At 71.9% G+C, this 16,465-nt stretch carries 13 protein-coding genes; 7 read left to right on the top strand and 6 right to left on the bottom strand.

What is annotated here, in order from left to right:
• Positions 1-20 precede the first annotated feature (20 nt).
• Entirely contained in the window at positions 21-542 is a 522-nt protein-coding gene (locus AB0J04_RS10185) for a MarR family transcriptional regulator (protein WP_363167907.1), read from the bottom strand.
• 141 nt (positions 543-683) lie between these two features.
• Between AB0J04_RS10185 and AB0J04_RS10190 the strand changes: the two genes are divergently transcribed.
• Entirely contained in the window at positions 684-1,598 is a 915-nt protein-coding gene (locus AB0J04_RS10190) for an EamA family transporter (protein ID WP_363167908.1), read from the top strand.
• A gap of 54 nt (positions 1,599-1,652) precedes the next feature.
• Here the strand turns inward: AB0J04_RS10190 and pepN are convergent, their stop codons facing one another.
• Positions 1,653-4,220: an aminopeptidase N gene (gene pepN / locus AB0J04_RS10195; protein WP_363167909.1), complete on the bottom strand. Its 2,568-nt coding sequence runs from the start codon at positions 4,218-4,220 to the stop codon at positions 1,653-1,655.
• A gap of 149 nt (positions 4,221-4,369) precedes the next feature.
• Between pepN and AB0J04_RS10200 the strand changes: the two genes are divergently transcribed.
• Positions 4,370-5,563, top strand: coding sequence for an MFS transporter (locus AB0J04_RS10200; RefSeq protein ID WP_363167910.1), 1,194 nt, complete (start codon positions 4,370-4,372; stop codon positions 5,561-5,563).
• A gap of 77 nt (positions 5,564-5,640) precedes the next feature.
• A complete protein-coding gene (locus AB0J04_RS10205; protein ID WP_363167911.1) occupies positions 5,641-6,150 on the top strand; it encodes a DUF1203 domain-containing protein in 510 nt (169 codons plus the stop codon).
• A gap of 161 nt (positions 6,151-6,311) precedes the next feature.
• On the opposite strand, the gene AB0J04_RS10210 is transcribed toward AB0J04_RS10205, so the two are convergent.
• Positions 6,312-7,328, bottom strand: a complete 1,017-nt coding sequence (locus AB0J04_RS10210) for an aspartate-semialdehyde dehydrogenase (RefSeq protein ID WP_363167912.1) — start codon at positions 7,326-7,328, stop codon at positions 6,312-6,314.
• 277 nt (positions 7,329-7,605) lie between these two features.
• On the opposite strand from AB0J04_RS10210, the gene AB0J04_RS10215 reads away from it, so the two are divergent.
• The gene (locus tag AB0J04_RS10215) at positions 7,606-8,139 is read left to right on the top strand and encodes a sigma-70 family RNA polymerase sigma factor (RefSeq protein WP_363167913.1); all 534 of its coding nucleotides are present in this window, start codon (positions 7,606-7,608) and stop codon (positions 8,137-8,139) included.
• Position 8,140: 1 nt separating this feature from the next.
• A complete protein-coding gene (locus AB0J04_RS10220; protein ID WP_363167914.1) occupies positions 8,141-8,911 on the top strand; it encodes a hypothetical protein in 771 nt (256 codons plus the stop codon).
• 136 nt (positions 8,912-9,047) lie between these two features.
• Here the strand turns inward: AB0J04_RS10220 and AB0J04_RS10225 are convergent, their stop codons facing one another.
• Positions 9,048-12,359 carry a S8 family serine peptidase gene (locus AB0J04_RS10225; protein WP_363167915.1) on the bottom strand — a complete coding sequence of 1,104 codons (3,312 nt, stop codon included), beginning with the start codon at positions 12,357-12,359 and terminating at the stop codon, positions 9,048-9,050.
• A gap of 284 nt (positions 12,360-12,643) precedes the next feature.
• On the opposite strand from AB0J04_RS10225, the gene AB0J04_RS10230 reads away from it, so the two are divergent.
• Both AB0J04_RS10230 and AB0J04_RS10235 read left to right on the top strand, forming a co-directional pair.
• Positions 12,644-13,093: an NUDIX hydrolase gene (locus AB0J04_RS10230; RefSeq protein ID WP_363167916.1), complete on the top strand. Its 450-nt coding sequence runs from the start codon at positions 12,644-12,646 to the stop codon at positions 13,091-13,093.
• Positions 13,094-13,236: 143 nt separating this feature from the next.
• A complete protein-coding gene (locus tag AB0J04_RS10235) occupies positions 13,237-14,442 on the top strand; it encodes a glycosyltransferase (RefSeq protein WP_363167919.1) in 1,206 nt (401 codons plus the stop codon).
• 171 nt (positions 14,443-14,613) lie between these two features.
• Here AB0J04_RS10235 and AB0J04_RS10240 read toward each other — a convergent pair whose 3' ends face one another.
• Complete coding sequence (locus AB0J04_RS10240) at positions 14,614-14,973, bottom strand: hypothetical protein (protein WP_363167917.1); 360 nt, start codon at positions 14,971-14,973, stop codon at positions 14,614-14,616.
• Between the two features lie 129 nt (positions 14,974-15,102).
• The gene (locus AB0J04_RS10245; protein WP_363167918.1) at positions 15,103-16,161 is read right to left on the bottom strand and encodes a hypothetical protein; all 1,059 of its coding nucleotides are present in this window, start codon (positions 16,159-16,161) and stop codon (positions 15,103-15,105) included.
• Between the last annotated feature and the right edge of the window lie 304 nt (positions 16,162-16,465).

The raw sequence follows: 16,465 nt of genomic DNA on the forward strand, positions 1-16,465 counted from the left end.
CCCCCTGCTCCGCCCCGCGCTCAGCGGCCCGGCGACTCCGTGACCACCAGCAACTCGCGCAACAGGTCGGCCAGTCGGCCGGCCTGTTCGGCGTTCAGGGCGGCGGTCAGCGCCTCGGTCTGGACGGCGAGGCCCGCGCCGACCGCGCGGTCCACCAGGTCCAGCCCCTTCTCCGTCAGCGTGACCTGGAGGCCGCGCCGGTCGTGCGGGTCGGGGGAGCGGCGCAGCAGGGCGGCCCGCTCCAGCTTGTCGAGGCGGCCGGTCATCCCGCCGGTGGTGAGCATCAGGGTGGCCGACAACTGGCGGGGCGAGAGGGTGTAGGGCTCGCCGGAGCGGCGCAGGGTGGCGAGGACGTCGAACTCGCCGCGGCCGATGCCGAGGGCGCCGTACGCCGTCTCCATGCGGTCGGTCATCGCGCGCGCGAGCCGGGAGATCCGGCCGAAGACCTCCATGGCGGCGGTGTCGAGGTCGGGCCGGACCGTCGCCCACTGCCCGATGATCGCGTCGACGGGGTCCTCGCGCGGGGGGTGCTGACTGCTCATGCGGCGAGTATCCCGCCGGGGTTCGGTCGCCCGCAAGAAAGTGGCTTGACGCTAAGTGGCTTGACGCTAAGCGGGTGGGGACTGAGCGGATCGACGCCAAGCGGCTTGACGCTAAGTTACTTAGCGCTAAGCTATCCATTCATGAAGAGGTCAGCCACCGTCCTGCTCACCGCCCTCGCCCCGATCTCCTGGGGCACCACCTACGCCGTCACCACCGAGTTCCTCCCCGCCGACCGCCCCCTGTTCACCGGCCTGATGCGGGCCCTGCCCGCCGGGCTGCTGCTGCTCGCGCTCGGCCGGGTGCTGCCCCGGGGCGTCTGGTGGGGGAAGGCCGCGATACTCGGCGCGCTGAACATCGGCGCCTTCTTCCCCCTCCTCTTCCTCGCCGCCTACCGACTGCCCGGCGGCACGGCCGCGGTCGTCAGCTCGGCCGGACCGCTGTTCGTCGTGGGCCTCTCCGCGCTGCTGCTGGGGCAGCGGCCGACCGTGCGGACCCTGCTCGCGGGGGCCGTGGCCGCGTTCGGCGTCAGCCTGGTCGTGCTGAAGTCGGCCGGGGCGCTGGACGGGCTCGGCGTGCTCGCGGCGATCGCCTCCACCGCCTCGATGTCGGCCGGCACCGTGCTCACCAGGAAGTGGGGCAGCCCCGAGGGCGTCGGCCCGCTCGCGCTCACCGGCTGGCAGCTCACCGCGGGCGGCCTGCTCATCGCCCCGCTCGCCCTCCTCGTGGAGGGAGCCCCGCCCGCCCTGGACGGCAGCGCGATCGGCGGATACCTCTACCTCGCGCTCGGGAACACGGCCGTCTCGTACTGGCTCTGGTTCCGTGGCATCGGCCGGCTCGGCGCGACCCGGGTCACCTTCCTCGGCCCGCTCTCCCCGCTGACCGCGGCCGTCGTCGGCTGGGCCGCCCTCGGACAGTCCCTGACGCCGCTCCAACTGGGGGGAATGGCACTCGCGTTCGGTGCGACGGTGGCGGGCCAACTGTGGGCGGGACGACCGGCCGCGCCGCGCCCACCCCGCACCGTCCGCAAGGCACTGCGCGAGACGGCGTCCGGGTGACGGCGAGGGCACCCGATGCGACACCGGGCGCCCTCGCTGTCACCTTCGCGGAAACTATCGCGCGTCGGCCGCCTGGGCCCGCAGCGCGCGCTCCACGCCCGAGCGGGACTCGGAGACGAGGCGGCGCAGGGCCGCGTTCGGCTCGGCCGCGGCCAGCCAGGCGTCCGTCCGGTCCAGGGTCTCCCGGGAGACCTGGATCGTCGGGTAGAGACCGACCGCGATCTGCTGGGCGATCTCGTGCGAACGGGAGTCCCAGACACCCTTCACGGCCTCGAAGTACCGCTCCGTGTACGACGCGAGCAGCTCACGCTGGTCGGTCTGGACGAAGCCGCCGATGACCGCCTCCTGGAGCGCGTTGGGCAGCTTGTCGGACTCCACGACCGACGCCCACGCCTCCGCCTTGGCCTCCGGCGTCGGACGCGCGGCCCGCGCGCTCGCCGCGTGCCGCTCACCGGCCGCCGTCCTGTCGCGCTCGTACTCCCCGGCGATCTCCGCCTCGTCGAACCGGCCGACCGCCGCGAGGCGCAGCACGAACGCCCAGCGCAGCTCGGTGTCGACGGCCAGGCCCTCGATCGTCTGCGTACCGTCCAGCAGGGCCTCCAGAAGGTCCAGCTGCTCCGGCGTACGGGCCGTCGCGGCGAACGCCCGCGCCCACGCCAGCTGGTGGTCGCTGCTCGCCTCGGCCGAGCGCAGGTGGGCCAGCGTGGCGTCGGTCCAGCGGGTCAGCAGGGCCTCGCGGGTGGCCGGGGCGCCGTACAGGTCGATGGCGAGCTTGACCTGGCGGTGCAGCGACTGCACCACGCCGATGTCCGACTCCTTGCCGATGCCGGACAGCACCAGGGACAGGTAGTCGCGGGTGGGCAGTTCGCCGTCCCGGGTCATGTCCCAGGCCGACGCCCAGCACAGGGCGCGGGGCAGCGAGGCCTCGAAGTCGCCCAGGTGCTCGGTGACGAACGCGAGCGACTGCTCGTCGAGGCGGACCTTGGCGTACGACAGGTCGTCGTCGTTGAGCAGGACGACGTCCGGACGGCGCCTGCCGACCAGCTGCGGGACGACCGTCAGCTCGCCGTCGACGTCCAGCTCCACGCGCTCCTGGCGCACCAGCTTGCCGGTGTCGCCGTCGAGGTCGTACAGGCCGACCGCGATGCGGTGCGGGCGCAGCGTCGGCTCGCCCTTCGCGCCCGCCGGGAGCGCCGGGGCCTCCTGGCGGACGGCGAACGCGGTGACGACACCGTCGGCGTCCGTCTCGATCTCCGGACGCAGGACGTTGATGCCGGCGGTCTGCAGCCACTTCTGCGACCAGGTGCCCAGGTCACGGCCGGAGGTCTCCTCCAGCGCGCCGAGCAGGTCGGACAGCCGGGTGTTGCCGAACGCGTGCCGCTTGAAGTACGCCTGCACGCCCACGAAGAACTCGTCCATGCCGACGTACGCCACGAGCTGCTTCAGGACGGACGCGCCCTTGGCGTAGGTGATCCCGTCGAAGTTGACGAGCACGTCGTCCAGGTCGCCGATCTCGGCCATGATCGGGTGGGTCGAGGGCAGCTGGTCCTGCCGGTACGCCCACGTCTTCATGGAGTTGGCGAACGTCGTCCACGAGTGCGGCCAGCGCGAGTCGGGGGCGTACGCCTGGCAGGCGATCGACGTGTAGGTGGCGAACGACTCGTTCAGCCACAGGTCGTTCCACCACTCCATGGTGACCAGGTCGCCGAACCACATGTGGGCCAGCTCGTGCAGGATCGTCTCGGCACGCACCTCGTACGCCGCGTCCGTCACCTTCGACCGGAACACGTACTGGTCGCGGATGGTGACCGCGCCCGCGTTCTCCATCGCGCCCGCGTTGAACTCCGGCACGAACAGCTGGTCGTACTTCTTGAACGGGTAGTCGTAGTCGAACTTCTCCTGGAACCAGTCGAAGCCCTGCCGCGTGACCTCGAAGATCGCGTCCGAGTCGAGGAACTCGGCGAGGGACGGCCGGCAGTAGATGCCGAGCGGGACGCTCTGCCCGTCCTTCTCGTACACGCTGTGGACCGAGGTGTACGGCCCGACGACGAGAGCGGTGATGTACGACGAGATCCGCGGCGTCGGCTCGAACTCCCAGACGTCGTCCTTGGGTTCGGGCGTCGGCGAGTTGGAGACGACGGTCCAGCCGCTCGGGGCCTTCACCGTGAACCGGAAGGTCGCCTTGAGATCCGGCTGCTCGAAGCTGGCGAAGACGCGGCGCGCGTCCGGCACCTCGAACTGCGTGTACAGATAGGCCTGTTCGTCGACCGGATCGACGAACCGGTGCAGCCCCTCACCGGTGTTGGTGTACGCGCAGTCGGCGACGACCCGCAGGACGTTACGGCCCTCCAGCAGCCCCGACAGCGCGATCCGGGAGTCCTTGAACACCGTGGCCGCGTCCAGCGGGTCCCCGTTGAGGGTCACCTCCCGGACGGCCGGGGCGACGAGGTCGATGAAGGACTCCGCGCCCCCTTCGGCGACGTCGAAGCGCACCGTCGTCACGGACCTGTAGGTGCCGCCCTCCTGCGCGCCGGAGAGGTCGAGATCGATCTCGTACGAGTCAACGGTGAGCAGCTTCGCCCGCTGCTGCGCCTCTTCGCGAGTCAGGTTTGTGCCAGGCACGCGGTCATCTCCTCGATATGTGTGGGTTGCGCCATCCTTCCACGGGAGGGGTGCGTGGGGCGACGACGTTCCTGGCGGGGCGGGAAGCCGTGGTGTCCGGCCCGCGGGACGGGGTGGGAAGCGCGGGGCCGGCGCTGAATGGTGGAGGCATGGCCTCCACCACCCCCACCAGCGTGTCCCCGGACGCCCCCGTGGCCCCCGTCCGCCCCTGGGCCGCCGTGCTCGCCCTCGGCGGAGCCACCTTCTGCGTCGTCACCACCGAGATGCTGCCCGTCGGCCTCCTCACCCCGCTCCGCGACGGACTGGACGTCTCCGCGGGCACCGCCGGCCTCACCCTCACCCTGCCCGGACTGGTCGCCGCCGTCGCCGCGCCGCTCCTCCCGGTCGCGGTACGCCGTGCCGACCGCCGCCAAGTCCTGTGTGCGTTGCTCCTCGTGCTCGCCGCGGCCGACCTCCTCTCCGCCCTCGCGCCCGACGTGCCGGTCCTGTTCGCCGCCCGCGCACTGGTCGGGGTCTGCATCGGCGGGGTGTGGGCGCTCGCGGCCGGCCTCGCGGTACGGCTGGTCCCGGCGCGGTCGGTCGGGCGGGCCACGTCGGTCGTCTTCAGCGGAGTGGCCGTGGCGTCGGTGCTGGGCGTCCCGGCCGGCACCCTCCTCGCCACGGCCGTCGGCTGGCGCTGGTCCTTCGCGGCCCTGGCCGCCCTGGCGGCGGGAGCGTCGCTGACCCTGGCCCTCGGGCTGCCGCCGCTCCCCGCCGAACAGCCTTTGAGACTGCGGCAGTTGGCCCGTCTCGCGGGCGCGCCCCGCATACGGCGCGGGATGTCGGCGGTGGCCCTGCTGATCGTCGGCCACTTCGCCGCGTACACGTACGTCCGCCCGATACTGGAGCGCACGCCGGGTCTCGGCACCGGTCGGGTCGGTGCGCTGCTCCTCTGCTACGGCCTCGCGGGCGTCATGGGCACCTTCGCCGCCGGCGTGTTCGCCACCCGCAGCGCCCGACGACTGCTGGGCGTCATCGCGGCGGCCCTGGGCGCGGTGATCGCCCTCCTCATCCCCGCGGGTGGGTCCGCGGCCGTTTCCGGCACGTTGGTGGTCCTGTGGGGCCTGGTCTACGGCGGCGTGTCCGTCTCCGCGCAGACGTGGCTGTCGGCCGCGGAACCGCATGCCCGCGAGGCCGTGTCCGCGATGTTCGCCGGAGTCTTCAACACGGCGATAGCCCTGGGCGCGTTCACCGGCGGCCGCGTCTCGGACGCCTTCGGACTGACTGCGGCGCTGTGCGTGGCTGCGGGCCTGGGGGTGCTGGCGGTACCGCTGCTGGCGTCGGCGGGGGCCGGTCGGGACTGACCCCACCACCCCTGTCGCCGGAGCTTGACGTCCGGAAGCCGCCGGTGTGGGTGGGCGGTCGGCCGGAGGGTGGGGGTATGGCTACTACTACGACAACGTCCCGGGACTACACCGTGCGGGCCATTTCCGTCGGTGTTCTCGACGGGCTGCGGGTCCGTGACGACGCCGGGCGGCCGGTGGCGTCCTTCGTCGATCGGGAGGGGGGCGCGCCGCTGCGCTGCTGTCTGCGGCGCAGCGCCGTGGGGGAGAGGATCGCGCTCGTCTCGTATGCGCCCCTGCGGCGGTGGGCGGCCGAGACGGGGGCCGAGCCCGGGGCCTACGACGAGCAGGGGCCCGTGTTCGTTCATGCCGAGGGTGAGGGGTGTGCGGGGCCTGGGCCGGGGTCGGGCGAGGACGGTTATCCGTTTTCCGGCGCCCATCGCACCGTCCGGCGCTACTGCGCCGACGGGCGCATCCTCGGGGGCGCCCTCGTCGACGCCGGCGGGCTCGACGCCGCCTTCCGGGAGGCGTTCGGCGACCCGGACGTCGCGTTCGTGCACGTCCGGGCCGTCGAGTACGGGTGTTTTCTCTACGAGGTCAGGGCTTAGGGGGCTTCTGATGGATCTCCGCGGCGTCGCGACGCCCGGCACGCACTCTCGCCGCACCGGGCGAAAGCCCTAGTAGCTCCGCCACGAGGACTCTCGCCCGGCACACCGAGAGCACGCACCGAACGCCGCTCCTTCTCCCACGGAGATCCATCAGAAGCCCCCTAGCCCTTGAGCTCGGCCGCCACCAGCTCCGCGATCTGGACCGCGTTCAGCGCCGCGCCCTTGCGCAGGTTGTCGTTGGAGACGAAGAGGGCGAGACCGTGCTCGACCGTCTCGTCCTCGCGGATGCGGCCCACGAACGACGGGTCCTTGCCGGCCGCCTGGAGGGGGGTCGGGATGTCGGTGAGGACGACGCCCTCCGCGGCGGACAGCAGCTCCGTCGCGCGCTGCGCCGACAGAGGGCGCGCGAAGCGGGCGTTGACCTGGAGCGAGTGCCCGGAGAAGACCGGGACGCGTACGCAGGTGCCGGAGACCTTGAGGTCCGGGATCTCCAGGATCTTGCGGGACTCGTTGCGGAGCTTCTGCTCCTCGTCGGTCTCGTTCAGCCCGTCATCGACGATCGAGCCCGCGAGCGGGATCACGTTGAAGGCGATCGGGCGCTTGTAGACCTGCGGCTCGGGGTAGTCGACCGACTCGCCGTCGTGGGTGAGCTTGTCCGCGTCGGCGACGACCTTCTGCGCCTGGCCGTGCAGCTCGGCCACGCCCGCGACGCCCGAGCCGGACACCGCCTGGTACGTCGCCACGACCAGCGCCTCGAGACCCGCCTCCGCGTGCAGCGGCTTCAGGACCGGCATCGCGGCCATCGTCGTGCAGTTCGGGTTGGCGATGATGCCCTTGGGGCGGTTCGCGATCGCGTGCGGGTTCACCTCGGAGACGACCAGGGGGACCTCCGGGTCCTTGCGCCAGGCCGACGAGTTGTCGATCACGACCGGACCCTGCGCGGCGACCTTCTCCGCCAGCGCCTTCGACGTCGCGCCGCCCGCCGAGAACAGCACGATGTCCAGACCCGAGTAGTCGGCCGTCGCCGCGTCCTCCACCGTCACGCCGTCCAGGACCGATCCGGCGGAGCGGGCCGACGCGAACAGACGCAGCTCCGTGACCGGAAAGTCCCGCTCGACCAGGATCCTGCGCATGACCGTGCCGACCTGACCGGTGGCTCCGACGATTCCGACCCTCACGGCGACTCCCTATCTCTCACACTTGACCGAGGCTTTTCCATCATGCGGCCGACCCCGGTCCACCTGTCCAATTCTTTGCGCCCCATGCCCGAGGACTGGGACACCTGGGGGTGAGCAACGGTTCCGGAACTCCCGTCGCACCCCTGTTGAGCTGGAGGAAATCGTCCTACGGTCACCTCGTGCCGCAAGCTGTCCAGCCCCGCCCGCCGGTGTGACGTACGCCTCTGAACGTTTCCGGCCCCACCGGCGTCGTAGGGGAAACGCGGCGAGGGGAGGGGTGTCTGTGCTGCGCAGAATCACCCGCCGCGTCCAGGGGGTCGAACACGGCGACCCCCTGGACGCGGCGCAGGAACGCCGGGTGCGGGCGGTGCTCGCGTTGGGCGGGGTACCACAGGCGGACCTGCTGGACGGGGTACAGCAGGTCCGCCTGCGGCTGCTGGAGCGGGCGGCGAAGGGGTACGAGGCCCCGCGCGACGTCTCCGCGTGGGCGGCGGTCGTCGCGTCCAACCTCGCCATGGACTGGCACCGGGCCAAGCGCCGCCAGGAGCGGCTGGGGGAGCGGCTGGCCTCGCTGCGCCAGCACGAGCACCCCTCCGGCGAGGACACCAGCGTGCTCTCCCTCGCCGTCGCGCAGGGACTGGACGACCTGTCCGACGCCCTGCGCCAGGTCGTCGTCCTGCGTTTCTACGCCGACCTTCCGGTGCGCTCGATCGCCCGGGAGCTGGGCGTCCCGGAGGGCACGGTCAAGAGCCGCCTGCACACGGCGGTCCGGGCCCTGCGCGCCCGCCTGCACGAGGACGAGGTGGTGTGACGTGGAAAAGCCGCACGACGACGGTCACGACGACGGCTACGACGACGGTCACGACGGCATGGACGCGCTGCTGGCCGCCATCCTGGACGTTCCCGTCGGCGACCTCTCCGAAGAGGTCCGCGCCGATCCCGACCACCCTGCCGCCCGCGCCGACGTGGCCCTCCTGCGCGAGCAGCTCGGCCTCATCGCCGACGTCCTCACGGAGCCGGCGCCGGAGCCCGCCGGGAAACCGGCCCTCGCCCCGGTACGCCGCCTCCGTCCGCTCGCCCTGCGCGTCGTGGGCGTCGCGGCCGCCGGCGCCCTCGTGCTCGGGGGCGGGTGGGTCGTCGTCCAGGTCGGCCGGGGGGCGGCCGACATCCAGTCGAGCAAGAGCGCCGACGACAGCGGGGCGGCGGCGTCGGAGGAGCGGGCCGAGGCGTCCGCGAGCGGGAAGGGGGATCTGCTCGGCGATCCGGGCTACCTGGCCTGCGCCCGGCTCGTCGCGGAGGGGGACGTCACGGACGTCGTCCGGGTGCCCGGCACCACCCGGGAGCGGGTCACCCTGCACGTCACCCGCTCCTACAAGCCGGAGAAGTCCGCGCGGCCCGAGGTCGAGTTCCTGGTGGAGGACGACATGGACCCGCTGCTGGGCGAGGGCGACCACGTCCTGGTCGCCCTGGGGGAGGCGTCCGCCACCCCCGACATGTGGGCGGTCGGCGAGACCGACATCGCCCCCGAGCGGGCGGCGCTGGTCCGCGCGCTGGCCGACGCGGAGGGCGTCCCCTGCGAATGACGTGACACATGACGTGACACATGACGTGACACATGACGTGCCACATGACGTGCCACATGACGTGACAGCCGAAGGGCGGGCGCCCTCACGGACGCCCGCCCCTCACTTGACTGCACGGTGCTACGGCTGCACGGTGCTACGGAGTGACCTTCTCGATCACCACATTGCCGATGCCCGCGACCGTGCCCCGCGCGTTCACCAGCTGGACCTGGCCGAAGAAGGCCCGGCCCTCCGGTGCGGGGGCCAGCGCGGTGACGGTCGCGGAGACCGACGCCGAGGCGCCCGTGGCGAGCTTCACCGGCGTCGACTCGTCGACGGTGACGGTGCCGAGCGCGGACGAGAAGAACACGTCCACGTAGTCGTACGCCGTGGTGCCGGCCGGGACGGAGTAGCCCGCGACCTCGATGGTGTAGGTGCCGGCGGCGGGCGACGGGATGGAGACCGCCTCCTCCGAGTCGCCGTCGGCCTGCTGCGCGACCTGGTTGCCGTCCGCGTCGTAGACCGTCAGGTCCAGGTCGGCGGAGGCGTCGGAGACGTTGCCGATGGAGACGTCGAGCGACTTGGCGCCGGCCGGGACCTCGACCGTGGTGGTCTGGTTCTCGTGGTCCGCGATGGTCGGGCGGGTCGTCTTGGACGAGCCGAGCGGGCCGCCGGCCAGCTTGCCGTCGATGGCCGCGAAGTTGTTCGTGACCTTCCAGGAGGCGGCGGCCGGGGTGCCGACCTTCGCCTCGGGCACGGTCACGGTCTCCGGGTCGAAGGCCGCGCCGTAGACGGTGGCGTCCAGCTTGTACGGGTTGTCGAGCAGCGGCGAGGTGCGGCGCGACTCGACCTCGATCTCCCAGACCCCGGCCTGCGGGTTCGGGTACGAACGGGCGTCCGGCCTGCAGCCGTTGGTGTTCGGGTAGTTGCTGTAGCAGTAGATCGTGGAGCTGTCCTCGACCGCGACGCCGTACGGGTGGATCGAGATGAACCGGGTCTGGCTCTTGTCCTTCAGCCCGCCGATCGCGACCTCCAGCGACTTGGCGCCCTCGGGCACGGTCAGGAAGTAGGACTGGAAGCTGTTGCGCTGCACGGTGTTCGACACGTGGAACGTGTGCTTCACCGGCGTCGAGACGACGACCGTGTTGAGGATCTGCTTGTCGAGGCCCTCGGTCTTCGGGTCGTCGACCTCCAGGATCGCGCTGGCGATGCCCGCGGCCTTCGGGTTGGCCTGGATCCTGACCGTCACCGGCTTGTTCAGCGACAGCTTGACCTCGTCCGAGCCGAGGATCTTGAAGGTGTGGGCCGCGTTGTTCTCGAGGTGGAGCTCGTGGCGGATCGCCTTGTCGGCGCCGGACGTACGGGTGATGGTGACGTCGTACGTCTTCTTCTGGCCCGCTTTGAGGCCGCCCTCACGGTCGTAGATGCCGGTGCCGAAGCCCGGCGTCTTCAGCGCCTGGTCGAGCGCGGTGTCGACCGGGGCCTTGACGGTGTAGTCGTGGGCGGTGGCGCCCTTCTTGATGGACTTCCAGGCGTCCACGATGTCGATGGCGCCCGCGCCCTCCTCGTACGCCTGGAGACCCTTGATGTGGTGGGCGGTCGAGGTCAGCGCCGTGCGCAGGGTCGCCGGGGTGAGCGCGACCTTCTGCTGCTTGGCGGCCGAGAGCAGCAGCGCCGAGGCGCCCGCGGCCTGCGGGGAGGCCATCGAGGTGCCCTGGAGCATGGAGTAGCCGGCCGGCAGCGAGTAGCCCGACTCGGCGACCGGGGCGCCCTCCAGCCAGGTCTGCGTGGTGTTGATCGAGGCGCCGGGGGCGACGAGCGTCGGCGTGAAGCCGCCGTCCTCACGCGGTCCGCGCGAGGAGAAGTTCAGCAGCCCGTACTTCTTCGTCACCTGGGAGCCGTAGTTGGACGCCCAGGTCTCCTTGGAGATGGCCGCGCCGACCGAGATCACCTTGTCGGCCAGACCGGGGTCGCCGATGGTGTTGGCGCCGGGGCCCTCGTTGCCGCCGGCGAGCACGAGCTGCACGCCGTAGGTGTCGATGAGGCGCGTGTACAGCTCGGCGCGCGCGTTGTTGCCGTCGTTCAGGCCCGGCAGACCGCCGATCGACATGTTGACGATGTCGACGCCGCGGTTGACGACCAGGTCGATCATGCCCTCGGTGAGGGCGACGTTGGAGCAGCCCGGGCCGAAGACGCAGGCGCGGGAGGAGACGAGCTTGGCGCCGGGCGCGGCGCCGTTCATCTTGCCGCCGAACAGGCTGTTCGCGGCGGTGATGCCGGCCACGTGCGTGCCGTGCTCGCTGGCGATGAGACCGATGTTGGCGAAGTCGGCGGTCTTGCCGACCCAGTCGCCGCCGAACGGGTCCATCGGCACGTCCTTGCGGACCTCCACGACGAACGGCTGCCGCTCGGCGACGTCGGTCGCCGGGTTGTCGGTGCCGAAGTAGCCGATCTGGTAGCCGTCCTTGTACGGCTTCATCGCGGTGTCGTCGGTGAAGTCGCCGTTGTTGTTCACGTCGACGGTGACCGTGCCGGCGGCCGCGTCGTACAGGACGCCCCACGCGTCGGTGGTGTCGCCGTCGCGGTTGACGTCGCCCTTGGCGTCGCCGCCCGCGGTGGCGGACTCCCGGAAGAGGTTGATCTGGTAGGAGCCGGGCTTCGCCGCCCAGGTGCGGCCGCCGTAGGTGAAGCTGGGCCCGGAGACCGCGGTCACCATCGGGCGCCAGGAGGCGTCGCCGTCGAGGATCGGGTCGGTCGAGGTGACCCAGTCGACGATCTTGCGCTCGCCGGTGGTGGTCTTCTGCAGCGCGGGGTGCGCCAGGTCCACACCGGAGTCGAGGATGCCGATGGTGACGCCGCGGCCGTCCGCCTTCGGGTTCTTCTTCACGAAGTCGACGGCGCCCGTCTCGAAGGACGGGTTGTACGGGTTCTCGGCGGGGGTCTTCGCGTTCGGCGCCGGGTAGGTCTTCGTCGCGGTGGACTTGGCGCCCTTCGCGGAGTCCGCGTCCGGCGTCGGATCGTCGAGGACGATGTCCTGGCGCAGGTCGATGGCGTGCACCGAGGTCAGCTTGGCGGCGGCGGCGATCGCCGAGTCGGCCTTGCCGGTCGGGAGGGTGGCGCGGACGTAGCCGACCTTGTCGTAGGACTGGCCCACGGAGCCGCCCTTGACCGCGTCCAGCTCCTTGGCGACCTGCTCGGTCTGGCCGGGGGCGGTCGCGACCATCAGCGTGACGTTCTTGTCGCCGGCGGCCTTGGCCTCGGCGAGGAGGTCGGCGTCGTCGGAGCCGAGCTTGTCGTGGGCGGACTTCACGCCCGGGTCGGCCGCGGCCGGGGTCGGCCCGCTGTCGGCGGAGAAGGCCAGAGGTATCGGCCCGGCCGCGGACAGCGCGGCCACCAGGCCGGCGGCCACGGCTATGCGGGCCACGCGTCTGGTACCCGATATCGGTTCGCGCTGGGGGGTGAGGGTCATCGGCATCCCTTGTAGGCACCTGGTAGGTAAAGGAGCGAGCGGCACGTGATCGGGCCGTTCCCTGCCCTGATCACGGTCGTCCGGAGCATGGCCCCGGATGACCGCAAAGCTTTACTCAAGGGACTGCTGTTTGGGGAGAGTTGACCGAATCGATATGGATGAATGGGGAAAACCCTCTACGAGCCCCCTGTGCGGCGACTGTCCCCGCGCTGTGCCGGAGCCCTGCGCTCCGCATGCCCGGAAAATCCCGTGTCGGCATGTGCCCCACCGGCTAACGTCCTTGCATGCGCAAGAAGTTGAGAGTGGCGGCCTACGCCGTCTGCGTCCGTGACGGCCAGGTTCTGCTCGCCCGCTCGCCGGCTCCCGACGGCACACCGGAGTGGGTGCTCCCCGGCGGCGGCATGGAGCACGGCGAGGACCCCCTCGACACCGTCGTGCGCGAACTGGACGAGGAGACCGGCTACCGGGTCGAGGTGACGGGCCTCCTCGGCATCGACTCCTCCCGCCGCGTCTTCGGCCGCGACGGCCTGAGCGGCCCCGTGGACCACCACGGCGTCCGCATCGTCTACGAGGGCAGGGTCGTCGGCGGCGAACTGCGCAACGAGGTGAACGGCTCCACCGACCTGGCCGCCTGGCACGACCTGGACGCGGTGCCCGCCCTGGTCCGGGTGGGCCTGGTGGACCTCGCGCTCGGGCTGTGGCGCGAACGGCCGGCGGACGGGCGTGCGCGGTAATGCACCAGACCCGGATCCGAAGCGCCCAGTTCATCCGGACGTAACGTCTGTACCGCCTCATATCGGCTAACCCGCACTTCACGGGGATGGCTGGATATCGGTGCGAGGCGGGTGATCGTGTGCGCAGAGGAAACGGACTGCGGGTGCTCTCGGTCTACGAGGGCTTCTTCTCCGGGGGAGCCCGGATCGTGCACAGCGACGTGGTGCTGGGGCTGCGGGAAGGCGGCCAGCACCATCGGGTACTGAGCATCCACGGCGAGGTGCACCGCGAGGCCACCCGCCAGCGGATGGAGGACGACGCCTGCTACCGGAGGCTGACGGCGGCCGAGGTGGGCGTCACCTCGCTCGGCCGCACGTTCGGCGCGGGAGGCGTGGGAGGCGGCGGGGGCGTGGATCCAGCCGTTTTCACCGGCCCCGAGCTGGCCGATACCGCGCGGGCGACGGCCGACGCGGACGTCGTCCTCTCCCTCAAGGAACAGCCCCTCGCGCTCCTCACCCGGGCGGGCCTGCCGCGCCGCCCGGTCGTGGTCTGTCTGCACCGCTCCGACCCCGAGAACCAGGGCCGCGCCCTCGGCGACCTCAAGGCCGCGATCGCCGACGGCACGGTGGCGGCGGCGGTGTGCTGCGCCGAGTCGACCCGGGCCGCGTACGAGGCGGCGGGCGTCCCGGCGGGCCTGCTGCACGTGATCCCCAACGGCGTCGACCTGATCCGCTTCCGCCCGGACGCGGCGCGACGCCTGGCGGTGCGCACGGCGCTCGACGTGGACCCCGCGGCCCCGGTCGTCGTCTTCGCGGCCCGCTACGACGGCATGAAGAACGTCCCCCTGTTCCTGGCGGCGGCGGCCGCCTGGCTGGACGCGGTGCCGGACGGGCACGTCCTGATGTGCGGGGCGGGCATGACGACGGCCAACCCCGGCCTCGCGGGCGACATCGCGGACGCCTTCGCCGGCGCGCCGGACCGTGCGGCCCGCCTTCACCTCCTCGGGGTGCGGCACGACATGGAGACGGTCTACGCCGCCTCCGACGTGGTCGCGCTGACCTCCGCCTGGGGCGAGGCGGCCCCCCTGTGCCTGGTCGAGGGCATGATGTGCGGCGCGGTCCCGGTGACCACGGACGTCGGCGACAGCGCGGCGATCGTGGCGGGCCACGGCATCGTCACCTCGCCCGACCCGCAGGCGGTCGCGGCGGCCTGGACGGAGGCGGTGACCCGGCGCGACGAGTTCGCCCCGGCGTCGGCCGCCGCCCGGGAGCGTTTCAGCAGAACCCGCATGATCGCGTCGTACGCGGCCCTCATCGACCGGGTCTACGCGGGCTCCGTCCAGCGGATCCCCCAGCGGGAGGACGGCTAAGGGCTGTCCCGCAATCCCTGGCGGGCGCGCGACGACAGCTACGGCACCTCGCCGCGTTGTCGGAACGCCCGAATACATCCAGTATGCGGACGTGCCTCCGCCTTGCGATGCACCGCATCTGACGCCGCGCGCTGATCCACCAGGGATTACGGGACAGCCCTTAGGACTCGGCTAGGGCAGGCCCTGGCGGGCGGGTGCGCGCTTGCGGGTGGCGACCGTCGCGACGCCGATGCCCGCCAGTCCGTACAGGGTGAGCAGGATTCCCTGGCGGTACAGGCCTCCGCGTTCGTGGTCCTGGGCGACCTTCAGCTGGTCGTACGTGGCCGTGCCGGCCGAGTCGTCGGTGTGGTTGTAGTAGATCGAGCAGGTGTAGGCGCGTCGCATACGGCCGGCGTGCTCCTCGCCGTCCGGGCCCAGCTGGATCCCCGGGCAGTCCGGGATGCCGTAGGCCGAACCGGCTCTCAGCAGCGACACCGCCCCCCACAGCAGCGGCAACAGGAACAGCACGACCAACACCGGGCGTAATCTCATCGGTTCACCTTAAGAGCCCAGGAGCCCAGGAGCCCAGGAGCCCAGGAGCCCAGGAGCCCAGGAGCCCAGGAGGGCCACCGGCGCCCGGTGGCCCTCCTCTCCCCTCCTGATGCCTCCCCGGTCCCCCTCCTACCGGGGCAGCACCACGACGTACGCGGCCGGGTCGCGGTCGCCCGCGGCCATCAGCGCCGTGCGGACCACCGCCGCCTGCTGCTCGATCGAGTCCCGCAGCTTCTTCGGCGTGATGTACACGACCGTGATGCCCAGGCGCTCGAAGTGCTCCCGCTTACGGGCGTACTCGGACCACAGCGCGTCCTCGTCCTGGCGCGGGGCCCGGGTGTCCAGCTCCACCGCCACCGCCTGCTCCGGCCAGTACGCGTCCAGACCGCCCAGGTGCGGCCCGCCCGGCAGCCGGAGGTCCACGTTCCACACCGGGTCGGGCAGGCCGTGCTCGACGACCATCGTGTACAGCCGGTCCTCCGCGATCGCCCGCCCCTCCGCGAGCAGCGAGTCCACGGCGTCCACCACGTGCGGCCGGCTCAGCAGCTTCGCGTCGTTCAACTCCCGTACCACCGCCGCCGGTTCGCAGTGCCCCCCGCGCACCGCCTCCGACAGCAGCCGGCGCACCACCCCCGCGTCCGTCAGCTGCGCCACCGCGTCGGCCAGCGCGCGCGGCACCGGCGCCACCGGAATCCCCGTCGCCTGCTCGGGAACCGGCAGCGCGGCCGTGCGGACGACGTGCGCGCAGCCCGTCGAGCGCAGCCGGCGCAGCCGCGGGACGAGGACGTCGACGTGCTCCAGGGACAGCAGCGGCGGAGCGCAGGACAGTCCGTGCAGGTTCAGCGCCGCCAGCCCCGTGATCATCGCCCCCCTGTACGCCGGCCGGTGCGGCTCCCCGGAGCCCGGCTGGACCGGCACCCCGGGCGCCGCCCCCTCGCGGGCCGCGTACATCAGCACCGCGTGCAGCCGCTCCTCGCTGGTCGGCGGGCCCGGGTGCAGCAGGTACACGCCGGGGAGGAGCTGCTGCCAGGGGCCGCCGGGCCGGCACTGCTCGTTCGCCTCGGCGGGCGCGACGCCCTGTGCGCGGAGCTGGGCCGCCGTGGTGACGCGGCGCTGCACGTCGGACAGGTGACGGACCGGGCGGGGGGACGCCGAGGGGACCTGGGGGAGCGGGGTGTTGTGGTTCATGCAACGGGGATTCCGCGCTCGGAGGGCCTCATAACCGCTGTTACACGCCCGTCGACAAATCCGGACAAGCTCGCCCTAAAGGACGGGTGTTCGGATGCCGAGCAGGCGCCGAAAACCCCTGGTCCCGAATGGGGGAGCCAGGGGTTACGGTTCCGATTGACTGAATTCCGTAACGGTGACCGTGGGCGGAATTCATGGCCAAAGATCTGGGGCTAGTGCCGCGGCAGGCAACGTTCGCCCCGTCGCGACGCCCGGCACGCACTCTCGCCGCACCGGCCGAAAGCCCAAGTACGTCCAGTACGAG

It is taken from the genome of Streptomyces sp. NPDC050263 (assembly GCF_040655955.1).
In the GTDB taxonomy this organism is placed as follows: Bacteria; Actinomycetota; Actinomycetes; order Streptomycetales; family Streptomycetaceae; genus Streptomyces.

Bases quoted from the DNA above. Each gene is read 5' to 3' on its own strand.
- AB0J04_RS10185 (WP_363167907.1), bottom strand. From the start codon at position 542: ATGAGCAGTCAGCACCCCCCGCGCGAGGACCCCGTCGACGCGATCATC.
- AB0J04_RS10190 (WP_363167908.1), top strand. From the start codon at position 684: ATGAAGAGGTCAGCCACCGTCCTGCTCACCGCCCTCGCCCCGATCTCC.
- AB0J04_RS10200 (WP_363167910.1), top strand. From the start codon at position 4,370: ATGGCCTCCACCACCCCCACCAGCGTGTCCCCGGACGCCCCCGTGGCC.
- AB0J04_RS10205 (WP_363167911.1), top strand. From the start codon at position 5,641: ATGGCTACTACTACGACAACGTCCCGGGACTACACCGTGCGGGCCATT.
- AB0J04_RS10225 (WP_363167915.1), bottom strand. From the start codon at position 12,359: ATGACCCTCACCCCCCAGCGCGAACCGATATCGGGTACCAGACGCGTG.
- AB0J04_RS10230 (WP_363167916.1), top strand. From the start codon at position 12,644: ATGCGCAAGAAGTTGAGAGTGGCGGCCTACGCCGTCTGCGTCCGTGAC.
- AB0J04_RS10240 (WP_363167917.1), bottom strand. From the start codon at position 14,973: ATGAGATTACGCCCGGTGTTGGTCGTGCTGTTCCTGTTGCCGCTGCTG.
- AB0J04_RS10245 (WP_363167918.1), bottom strand. From the start codon at position 16,161: ATGAACCACAACACCCCGCTCCCCCAGGTCCCCTCGGCGTCCCCCCGC.